The 11745-nt window shown below is 42.2% G+C and carries 9 protein-coding genes; 1 reads left to right on the top strand and 8 read right to left on the bottom strand.

Annotated elements, in window-relative coordinates; genetic code table 11:
• Positions 1-289: 289 nt before the first annotated feature.
• Positions 290-1873: a glutamine-hydrolyzing GMP synthase gene (guaA, locus tag WAX86_RS03730; RefSeq protein ID WP_036764303.1), complete on the bottom strand. Its 1584-nt coding sequence runs from the start codon at positions 1871-1873 to the stop codon at positions 290-292.
• Positions 1874-1987: 114 nt separating this feature from the next.
• On the bottom strand, positions 1988-3451 hold the full coding sequence (guaB, locus tag WAX86_RS03725; protein ID WP_044176390.1) for an IMP dehydrogenase: 1464 nt from the start codon (positions 3449-3451) through the stop codon (positions 1988-1990).
• A 316-nt stretch (positions 3452-3767) separates the two neighbouring features.
• Between guaB and xseA the strand changes: the two genes are divergently transcribed.
• Positions 3768-5108, top strand: a complete 1341-nt coding sequence (gene xseA / locus WAX86_RS03720) for an exodeoxyribonuclease VII large subunit (protein ID WP_217906872.1) — start codon at positions 3768-3770, stop codon at positions 5106-5108.
• A 117-nt stretch (positions 5109-5225) separates the two neighbouring features.
• Here the strand turns inward: xseA and WAX86_RS03715 are convergent, their stop codons facing one another.
• The 6 genes from WAX86_RS03715 to hisS form a co-directional block, all read right to left on the bottom strand.
• Positions 5226-5462 carry a zinc ribbon domain-containing protein gene (locus WAX86_RS03715; RefSeq protein WP_341489119.1) on the bottom strand — a complete coding sequence of 79 codons (237 nt, stop codon included), beginning with the start codon at positions 5460-5462 and terminating at the stop codon, positions 5226-5228.
• A gap of 485 nt (positions 5463-5947) precedes the next feature.
• Positions 5948-6820, bottom strand: a complete 873-nt coding sequence (locus WAX86_RS03710) for an alanyl-tRNA editing protein (protein WP_239983320.1) — start codon at positions 6818-6820, stop codon at positions 5948-5950.
• A gap of 59 nt (positions 6821-6879) precedes the next feature.
• Positions 6880-8379: a ribosome biogenesis GTPase Der gene (gene der / locus WAX86_RS03705; protein ID WP_005300728.1), complete on the bottom strand. Its 1500-nt coding sequence runs from the start codon at positions 8377-8379 to the stop codon at positions 6880-6882.
• Between the two features lie 213 nt (positions 8380-8592).
• A complete protein-coding gene (gene bamB, locus WAX86_RS03700; RefSeq protein ID WP_044176399.1) occupies positions 8593-9756 on the bottom strand; it encodes an outer membrane protein assembly factor BamB in 1164 nt (387 codons plus the stop codon).
• An 11-nt stretch (positions 9757-9767) separates the two neighbouring features.
• Entirely contained in the window at positions 9768-10382 is a 615-nt protein-coding gene (locus tag WAX86_RS03695) for a YfgM family protein (protein ID WP_036764310.1), read from the bottom strand.
• 13 nt (positions 10383-10395) lie between these two features.
• Complete coding sequence (gene hisS / locus WAX86_RS03690) at positions 10396-11664, bottom strand: histidine--tRNA ligase (protein ID WP_005300737.1); 1269 nt, start codon at positions 11662-11664, stop codon at positions 10396-10398.
• Positions 11665-11745: the final 81 nt, after the last annotated feature.

Raw genomic sequence — 11745 nt, 5'->3', positions numbered from 1 at the left:
ATAAGGGTATTTTGTAAACAAGTGTAAATGGTAAACATAAATTCCATTTTTTATTAACAACAAAGACACATGTAGCGTGGACAAGCAGATATTTAAGAAATTACAAGAGTGGTGATATTCCCCTAACCTACACAATAGTTGCGGTGTTCAAACATGAAGGGTTTTAGATGATTTTCGTTTGATACTATTTAAGTCTGATACCTATAAGCAAAAGAAAGAACCAAAAAAAAGCCTCTGAGTTTCCCCAAAGGCCTTTGATCTTATTTTTTAACTACGAATTTTTAGAATCTTATTCCCACTCGATGGTTGCAGGTGGCTTACCTGATACATCGTAAACCACACGAGAGATACCATCGACTTCGTTAATAATGCGGTTCGACACCTTACCTAGGAAATCATATGGTAGGTGAGCCCAGTGCGCTGTCATAAAGTCGATAGTTTCAACAGCACGTAGAGAAACAACCCAATCATATTTACGACCATCGCCCATTACACCAACAGAACGAACTGGTAAGAATACGGTAAAGGCTTGTGATACTTTGTTGTAAAGATCTGCATTGTGAAGCTCTTCAATGAAGATAGCATCGGCACGACGCAGTAGATCACAGTACTCTTTCTTCACTTCACCAAGTACACGAACACCTAGACCAGGACCTGGGAATGGGTGGCGGTATAGCATGTTATAAGGCAGACCAAGCTCAAGACCAATCTTGCGAACTTCGTCTTTAAATAGCTCTTTTAGTGGCTCAACCAAGCCCATTTGCATATCGTCAGGCAAACCACCCACGTTATGGTGTGATTTAATAACGTGTGCTTTACCTGTTTTTGATGCTGCAGATTCAATTACATCAGGGTAGATAGTGCCTTGTGCTAACCATTTTGCATTTTGCAGTTTCTTCGACTCTTCATCGAATACTTCAACAAATACACGGCCAATAATTTTACGTTTTGCTTCTGGCTCATCCACACCAGCAAGTGCTTCAAGGAAACGGTTTTCAGCTTTAACGTGAACAATGTTTAGACCAAAATGATCACCGAACATGTCCATAACTTGCTCGCCTTCATTTAGACGAAGCAGGCCGTTATCAACAAATACACAAGTTAACTTATCACCAATTGCACGGTGAACCAGCATTGCAACTACTGATGAATCCACACCACCAGATAGGCCAAGGATCACTTCGTCATCACCCACTTGCTCTTTAATACGAGCGATAGCATCTTCGATGATGTTGGCTGATGTCCATAGCTTTTCACAGCCACATACATTAAGAACGAAGTTTTCAATGATACGCATACCTTGACGAGTGTGCGTAACTTCTGGGTGGAACTGTACGCCGTAAAAACGTTTTTCATCATTAGCCATTGCAGCGTATGGACACGTTGAAGTTTCAGCAACTTTGGTAAAGTCAGCAGGAATTTCAACAACTTTGTCACCGTGACTCATCCATACATCAAGTAATGGAGTGCCATCTTCTGCAATTGCATCTTCAATGTTTTTAAATAGATCTGTTGGTTCTACAATTTTAACCTGAGCATAACCAAATTCACGCTCAGAAGAACCCGCAACTTTACCGCCTAGCTGCTCTGCCATTGTCTGCATGCCGTAACATACACCAAATACTGGCACACCAGCTTCAAACACATACTGAGGAGCACGAGGTGAACCGGCTTCGGTCACACTCTCAGGACCGCCAGATAGAATGATACCGTTTGGATTAAAGTCACGAATATCAGCCTCATCAACGTCCCAGCTCCAAAGCTCACAGTAAACACCGATTTCACGAATACGACGAGCAATCAATTGAGTGTACTGTGAACCAAAATCTAAAATAAGGATGCGTTGATCATGAATATTTGTGGTAGTGGTCATTATCGAGCAGTCTCAGAAATTTATTGAAAATAGGGGGCATCAAAGTGCCCCGATCTTATATAAGCTTTTTAATTAGGCAAACGTTTTCGCTAGCTAGGAATAGTTTGTTACAAATTAACCTAGGCGGTAGTTTGGTGCTTCTTTAGTAATAGTCACATCATGCACATGAGACTCTTTCATACCAGCGCCAGAGATACGAACAAACTCAGCTTTAGTACGAAGGTCTTCAATTGTTGCAGAGCCAGTTAGACCCATGCTTGAACGTAGACCACCCATCTGTTGATGAACGATCTCTTTTAAGTGACCTTTATAAGCAACGCGACCTTCAATACCTTCTGGTACTAACTTGTCAGCAGCGTTATCAGATTGGAAGTAACGGTCAGATGAACCTTTTGACATCGCACCAAGAGAACCCATGCCACGGTATGACTTATAAGCACGACCTTGGTATAGCTCCACTTCACCCGGAGCTTCTTCAGTACCCGCGAACATTGAACCAACCATTACGCAAGAAGCGCCAGCTGCAATCGCTTTACATAGGTCACCAGAGTAACGGATACCACCATCAGCAATAACAGGAATGCCATATTGATCCGCAACTGAAGCCGCTTCAGAAATCGCTGTAATTTGAGGAACACCAACACCAGTTACGATACGAGTTGTACAGATAGAGCCAGGGCCAATACCCACTTTAACCGCACTTACACCCGCTTCAATAAGTGCACGAGCACCTTCAGCAGTTGCAACATTACCGCCAACGATTGGTAGATTAGGGAATTGTTTGTGTGTTTCACGGATGCGTTGTAAAACACCTTCAGAATGACCATGTGAAGAGTCAATAAGTAGCACATCAACGCCAGCTTCAACTAGAGCTTGAACACGCTCTTCATTACCAGCACCAGCACCTACAGCAGCACCAACACGTAGACGGCCACGCTCATCTTTACATGCATTTGGTTTACGTTCTGCTTTCTGGAAATCTTTTGCAGTGATCATGCCTTTAAGACGGAAGCTATCATCAACCAATAGCACTTTTTCAACACGGTGCTTTTGCATGATAGCTTCAACTTCTTCACGAGAAGCGCCTTCTTTCGCTGATGCAAGCTTTTCTTTTGGTGTCATCACTTCCACAACTTTAAGGGAAAGGTCAGTTACAAAGCGTACATCACGACCTGTAATAATACCGATAAGCTCATTGTTATCAGTAACAACAGGGTAACCTGCAAAGCCATTTTCTTCTGTCAGACGTTTTACATCTGCAATGGTGTTATCAGGCTTAACAGTTACAGGTTCAGAAACAACACCTGCTTCGAACTTTTTAACCATGCGAACTTGTGCCGCTTGTTGTTCGATAGACATATTCTTATGGATAAAACCGATGCCACCCTCTTGCGCAAGAGCGATAGCCAAACGACCTTCAGTCACTGTATCCATAGATGCAGACAGCATTGGAATATTCAGAGTGATCTCTTTAGTCAAATGGGTGCGCAGATCGGCAGTGTTCGGTAGGACTGTAGAATGAGCTGGAACCAGCAAAACATCATCAAAAGTCAAAGCTTCTTGTTTGATTCGTAACATTGCAATATCTCACACCAATTAAAGGGTTTTATAAAGAAGATTAAAATATTGCGGACGGATTATACGCACGGTGCAAACGTTTGGCTAGTGTTTTTTTTGAATTTTTAATAAAAAATATTTGACATTTTTCGATTGATACGTAATATATTTCGGTTAAGTTTCAGGTGCTGCGGGCAAAACACTTTGGGTAAGATCTGTCCAATTGATCCCCCTTTTCCTTTGTTGCGCCCAAATTTCGTTCATTGATTGAATTATACTCGTCTTTCATCGCAGCCCTTCCCACTCTTCTTTGGTAAAGGTGTTTTTCATCGTGACAATGTTCGCCCAACCGACCCAAAGCAATAATCGAATTTTCACCGTATCCACTCTAAATGCCCAAGTTCGCGTACTACTCGAAAATGAAATGGGTATTGTTTGGTTAGTCGGTGAGCTCTCTAATTTCTCCATGCCGGTTTCTGGCCACTGGTATTTCACCTTAAAAGATGCTCGTGCTCAGGTGAAATGCGCTATGTTTAAAGGCAATAATCGCCGAGTGCTATTTAAACCCAGCAATGGTACTCAGGTGCTCGTTAAAGCACGTTTATCCCTCTATGAGCCTCGCGGTGACTATCAGCTTATAATCGAAAGCATGCAGCCAGAAGGCGATGGTCGACTCCAGCAACAGTTTGAACAACTTAAAATGTCTTTGGCCGCAGAAGGTCTGTTTGCCCAAAGTATTAAAAAACCGTTGCCAGAGCAACCAAAACGAGTGGGGATCATTACCTCAAAAACAGGTGCTGCATTATTTGATATTCTAAATGTGTTACGCCGACGCGATCCTGGTTTACCGATTGTGATCTATCCAACCATGGTGCAAGGCGAAGGTTCTGCGATTTCGATTGCTCAAGCCATTGGTCGAGCTAACAGCCGCAAAGAGTGTGATGTGCTAATAGTGGGTCGTGGCGGTGGATCTCTTGAAGATCTATGGGCGTTTAATGAAGAAATTGTGGCGCGTACTATTGTTGCCAGTGAAATCCCTATCGTCAGTGCAGTTGGTCATGAAGTTGATGTCACCATTGCCGATTTTGTTGCCGATGTTCGTGCTCCAACGCCATCAGCTGCAGCAGAGCTGATCAGTCGCGATATGACTCATCAAACTCAAGCCATTACACAAAAGAAACAGCAGCTAAATCATGCTATTCGCTATTATATTGCTAAACAGCAACAACAAACTCAGCGATTACAGCACCGATTAGAACGTCAACATCCACAGATGCGACTTAATCAGCAGCAACAACATCTGGATGAGTTAACTGGCCACTTACATCAAGCGATGCAACGAAAGTTAACTCAGGCAGATCAACGTGTAGAACGTATTAATTACAAGTTATCGCTCTATTCACCAAGTCAAACAATCAAACAACTTAGTCATCATTTAGCGCAAAGTGAGCGCCGCCTTACTGATGCTATGGATCGCTCGCAGTTAACAGCTCGTCATCAATTGGCCATGATGGCAGAAAAACTGGAGGCAGTAAGCCCACTGGCGACTATTGCGCGTGGTTATTCTATCACCCAAAAAGAAGATGGCTCGGTTATTAGAAGTTCAGATCAAGTCTCAGCAGGAGATCGATTAGTCACCAAAGTTGCTCAAGGTGAAATTCGTTCAATCGTTGAATAGCTATTGTTAAGTAGTGATTAGCATAAAATTAAATTAACAAAAATAAATGCCGCTCTAGTTTTCTAGTCGCGGCATTTTTTATCTCTGGCATATGGACTTTATTAACCGCCCTACACCTTAAGCATTTTCATCTACTGGGGTGAAGACAAAACTGACCCGTGATTTTGATTTTAACTCATTACAGTGATTACAAAAGTAGCTGGCAGAACCGCAGGCCTGTAGTTTTTCTAGCTCTTTACCACAATCTGGGCATAAGGCATGTTTATTGATCTTCTGCTGGCAAAAATCACAGAAATAACCATTCTCTTTCCAGACTAATTCACTGGTACAGCTTGGGCATAGATTCTCAGACACTCACATATCCTTCTGTCGTCCATCCCGATGTAATTTCAAAATTTAGAATTTAGAGATTACTGGGTATAAAGATAATAGGCTCTCATAATGCTTTGATTTGTATCTGGCTGGCAATCAAAATTATTTTTCAAAATGTACTCTTTTGATCTCTGTCGTGAAGATCGCTGCAAACCAGAACAAAAGAAAACAATAGCCTTTATGGATAAGAATCAGAGAACCAAGGATCTTTTATAACAAAGCAGATCTTAGACAAAAAGAGTCTTGATCAGCGATCTCATATCAAAAGAACATTTATCAATACACTTCCCGAAAGCATAAGTTACATATTCTGTTTTTGGATTTTAAACGATATTTTATTCTTAAATATTACATGTAAAACCAAGGATCCAATATATATAAAATTGGATCGGTTATAAAATCCAATAAAAAAGCCGAAACAAGTCACTCTGAGCTATTTCGGCTTATCTTTATGATTTAACAACAAATTATTGTCTTTTTATTGCTCTGGTATACATGACAATTTGTTGATCATTCACATATTCAAACTCAACCCACAACTGATTGTATTCGGCTAAAGATTGACTATGAGTACCACCGCATGGGATCTCAATAACATTCCCTTCATTAAGATCGCAGCACCAATAACGCGAATCGGTTAACGCTTGTCCTTCGCAACGCATAGTAATTGCAGATTCAAGTTCTAACCATTGAGTTAATTGCTGATTTATTTTATCTGCAATATCATTGAGTTGTTCTAACATATCAGCCGAATTTAGTCCGCGTTTACGCAAAGTCTTTCCTAAACGATACGTATCTCGACTGCAATCTTCACTCACTTCGCTTTTCTCTTGAGCGTAACTGTGAAAATCATAATGTCCTAATTCATCTTTTCGTGACGCATCTTTACGCCAAAAGTCATGATGTAAGACTTTGTTTAAAGCAAGAGATGATAGATGCCCACCACTATGACCACGCCCTAACGCCTGCTGGTACGCTTTATCTACTGATAATTCGACTTCTTGGCCTATTTCCAGCATTAAATCCTGTGCTAGATGGTGAACTACCACAAATACCCAGCCTTCAGTATCACGACGAACTGGAATTGCATCAGCCACATATAAAGTTTGGGAAGCTAGTTCAACCGCACCAACCAAGCAATTTATAACAGCATAATCTTGATTCGCTACGGTAATAAAACCACGATCGGCAGGGTGATCTGGCCAAATATGACTGACAGGATGAAATGGTGTGGTATCAGTAACGATCCATGTCCCTTCTGAATGAGCCACACACAATTGTACTTTAGCAGTGCACTGCCAAATATTAGAGGTAAATAAAATTTTAGTTGCCGTTGTCATAAAATTTTCCTAATAAAAAGCCCAACACTTGGCTGGGCTTTATATCTATAAGCGATAAATTACTTATTACGATCTTTGATCATACTTGCAAGGCGCTTACGCTGACGTTGCTGAGAAATCGTTAATTTCTCTTTCTTAGTCTCAAATGGGTTTTCGCTATTCTGGAATTGAATACGAATTGGCGTACCCATCATCTCTAATGATTTACGGTAGTAGTTCATTAGATAGCGCTTGTAAGAGCCTGGTAGTTCATTAACCAAGTTACCGTGCACAACGATAATTGGTGGGTTGTAACCACCTGCGTGAGCGTATTTTAGCTTCACACGACGACCACGGATCATTGGTGGCTGGTGATCATCTTGTGCCATTTGCATAATACGCGTCAACATTGAAGTGCTGATACGTTTTGTTGCTGACTGATATGCTTCAACAACAGATTCATACAAGTGACCAACACCAGTACCGTGCAGTGCTGAGATAAAGTGGATACGCGCAAAATCAACAAAGCCTAAACGACGATCAAGCTCAGTTTTAACACGCTCTTTCACATCATTGTCTAGACCGTCCCACTTGTTCACCGCAATAACCAGCGAACGACCCGCATTAAGAGCAAAGCCCAATAGGCTCAAATCTTGATCTGAAATGTTCTCACGCGCATCAATGATAAGAAGAACAACGTTCGCATCTTCAACCGCTTTTAGCGTCTGAATTACCGAAAACTTCTCAACCGCTTCGTGCATATTCTTACGACGACGGATACCCGCTGTATCGATCAATACATACTCTTGACCATCACGCTCCATCGGAATGTAAATAGAGTCACGAGTTGTACCTGGCATATCGTACACAACCACACGTTCTTCACCTAAGATACGGTTTGTTAGTGTTGATTTACCAACGTTTGGACGACCGATAATTGCCAGCTTGATAGGCTGCTCTTGTAGACGCTTATACGCAGCTTCTGCATCTTGCTCAGATAAATTCGCATTTTCGATCTCTGCAACAGAGTTAAGATCTTCAATACTGATTTCATCTGACTCAAGCTCTTCATCAGAACCAGAAATATTTTCAAAGAACGGCTCTAGAGCACGCTCCATTAGCGCTGTTACACCACGGTTTTGTGATGCTGCAATTTGGTGCATCTCATCAGCACCTAGCTTCCAGAAATCAGCACAAGCACTATCAGCATCGATACCATCAATTTTGTTTACAACCAAAAATGTTGGCTTATTACGACTGCGCAAGTGCTTTGCAATAGCTTCATCTGCTGCAGTTAGACCAGCACGACCGTCAACTAGAAATAGCACCACATCAGCTTCTTCAATCGCCATAAGCGATTGTTCAGCCATTTTGGTTTCAACACCTTCTTCTGTACCGTCGATACCACCGGTATCGATAACGATAAATTCGTGTTCGTTAATTTCAGCTCGGCCGTACTTACGATCCCTTGTTAGGCCAGGAAAATCTGCAACCAGCGCATCCCTTGTACGGGTAAGACGGTTAAAAAGCGTCGATTTACCCACGTTAGGGCGCCCGACAAGGGCAACAACAGGAATCATAACTACCTCTTACTTTTCAGAGTTCTATACCAATTCTGTATATTGATAATAACAGTGGTATACCTTCAAATATCCCCTGCTATTTTTGTCTCTAGCAACACAATTTGATTGCTGTCAGCCGACAATAATATCAGGGGTGGATATAATAACAACGGCCCCAACCGTAATCACAGTTGGAGCCGATTAAACTTAGTCTTGCTGCATTATACCGTGTTATTGCGATATTTGCATTTTCTTGATTTTGCCATCACGAGTTGAAACGATAAAGGCATCATCATCAAGCGCAACAGGTGGAACTGACATACCGCCACCACCAATCGACTCTTGAGAAACAAAATCACCAGTCGATTGATCTAGCCAGTGTAGATAACCTTCAGCATCGCCAACAACCAAGTAACCATCAATTGCCGCTGGAGCAGTCAACTGACGGTATTCTAGATCTTTGTTCTGCCAAATTTCGGTACCACTGCGAGCATCAACGGCCACAATGTGATCTTTCTCAGTCACTAGGTATAACGTATTTGCATCGACAATAAAGTTAGTTGCCGATGAATAATTACGTTTCCAAGCAATTTGACCAGTGCGCAGTTCAATCGAAACAAGAGAACCGTTGTAGCCAATAGCATAGAGACGATCGCCTGCAATAACAGGTGTCGCATCAACGTCAACTAGACGATCAATTTCAGTCGCGCCTTTTGGTGCCGCGATCGCTTGTTGCCATAACAATTGACCATTGTGCATCAGAGCACCAGCTAAACGTCCGTTTGCTTGTCCCCAGAATACACCACCAGCAATCGCAACTGGTGAACTGTCACCACGTAGCGTTAAGGTTGGAACTTCGCTGCTGATCTGCCACTTTGACTCACCCGTTGATACATCGAGCGCCTGTAAAAAACCATTGCTGGTGTTTACAACAACAAGACCTTCATCAACTAAAGGCTTAGAAAGCACTTCACCTTGAACCTTAGCGCGCCAAATTTCATCACCGTTTTCAGCATTGATTGCAAGTACATCAGCATTTTCTGAACCGATATAGATCACACCACTGCTATAAACAATGCCACCAGATAGCTTAGCACTAGTATCGCCTTCGAAATCTTGCTTCCAAAGAACTTTACCGTTACTTGGGTCAAGTGCTTCAACCAATCCATCACGATCTGCAACAAAAATTTTGCCATCACCAATCGCAGGCGTTAAACGAGAGAAATATCCTGCAACGCCATCGCCAACACTGTCAGACCATAGAGTTTCTGGAGTGAACGTATTTTTCACCACTGGCAACGGAGCCATATGGATAGAATCTTCTTCACTAGCACAGCCAGCTAACACGCCAATTGCCAATGCAACTGTTAATGCTCGCTTAAATACTTTCTGCATTATCCTTCGCCTTATTGAGCCAGATTATCAAGCTTGATCTGTAATACTGGAGAGTTGGCGCCTGCTTCTTGAGCTTCAATGTAAGCATCACGTGCCGCATCTGTATCACCTTTTTTCAGTAATACGTCACCACGTAGCTCATCTACTTTTGCCTTCCAACTTGCCATTTTAACAGTCTTAAGCTCAGCTAATGCTTCATCGTATTTATCTTGTTGCAAGTAAACACGCGCTAGACGAGTCTTAGCTAAAGGCAAAATTGCTTGATCTGTAGAATTCGCGGCAACCCATTTTAGTTGCTCTGCTGCACCATTAAGATCTTTTGCTTCAATTTGTGCTTTTGCTAATTGTAGCGCTGCTAGCACTGAGTAATGGCTATCTTTATGCGCCTGAATAAAAGCTTGAGTATCTGCAATTGCATCACTCTTACCACTTTCAAGCATCGCCATTACTTGGGTGTATGAATTAGAAGCTTGTTCTTTACCAGCTTGGACTTCTCCCTGGTAATAACGCCAGCCCCAAAGACCACCTAAGCCAATAACAGCACCGATAACGACGGCTTTGCCATTGTCTGTCCACCACGATTTTATCGCTTCAACCTGTTGTTCTTCTGTGGCGTAGTCGTTCACTTCCTGTCCTCTCTTAAATCAATTCTGCGAGCTTCGCTGCTACGTCATCCTGGTTCATGGTGATCTGCTCACCACCACGTAGATCTTTTACTACTACTGTATTCTCAGCAATTTCGTTTTCGCCAAGAACCAGAGCAACAACTGCACCTACGTTATCTGCACGTTTAAATTGCTTCTTAAAGTTACCACCACCAAAGTGTGTCATAACGCGAAGATCTGGGATCTGTGAACGTAAAACTTCAGCAAGCTTCATGCCAGCTGCAAGGGTACCTTCACCCGCAGTTACCATATAAACATCAACAGAACGACGTACTTCTGTTTGTTCTAAGGTTTCCATCAACAGAACTAGACGCTCTAGACCCATTGCGAAACCCACAGCAGGAGTCACTTTGCCACCTAACTGCTCCACAAGACCATCGTAGCGACCACCGCCACATACAGTACCTTGTGCACCTAGGCTATCAGTAACCCATTCAAAAACTGTACGGTTATAATAATCTAAACCACGTACAAGACGTTCATTTACTTGATATTTGATGCCAGCAGCGTCTAATAGTTCACATAATCCAGCAAAATGCTCACGAGAATCTTGGTCTAAATACTCAGAAAGCTTAGGTGCATCACCTAGAATATTTTGGATTTCTGGATTCTTGGTATCCAATACGCGTAATGGGTTGGTGTACATGCGACGTTTTGCATCTTCATCCAACACTTCCATATGCTGCTCAAGGAACGCAATTAACGCAGTGCGGTACTCGGCACGAGCTTCTAAAGAACCAATTGAGTTTAGCTCTAGAGTAACGTGCTCATGAATACCTAACTCACGCCATAGACGAGCTGTCATCATGATAAGTTCAGCATCAATATCTGGACCATTTAGACCAAATACTTCAACACCAAACTGATGGAATTGACGGTAACGACCTTTTTGTGGACGCTCATGACGGAACATTGGACCAATGTACCATAGACGTTGTTCTTGGTTGTACAGTAAACCGTTTTGAATACCAGAACGGACACAACCCGCAGTACCTTCAGGACGCAGTGTTAGGCTATCGCCATTGCGGTCTTCAAAAGTGTACATTTCTTTTTCAACAACATCAGTCACTTCACCAATAGCGCGTTTAAACAAATGCGTTGATTCAACGATAGGCATACGTACTTCATTGTAGCCGTATGAGCTGATCACTTGTTTAACCGTGCCTTCTACTTTTTGCCAAAGAGGAGACTGTGTTGGAAGGCAATCGTTCATGCCTCGAATTGCTTGGATTTGTTTCGCCACTTTAATTCTCGTTAACCGATAGGAAATGGGATCGAATATATAACGTCTAAAGAAAATAGTGAATCGTGTCCGAAACTAATC

Origin of the sequence: Photobacterium damselae subsp. damselae (assembly GCF_038086725.1) — a bacterium.
In the GTDB taxonomy this organism is placed as follows: domain Bacteria; phylum Pseudomonadota; class Gammaproteobacteria; order Enterobacterales; family Vibrionaceae; genus Photobacterium; species Photobacterium damselae.
The sequence above is the reverse complement of the archived record's forward strand: the minus strand, read 5'-3'. Positions and strand labels throughout refer to the sequence as shown.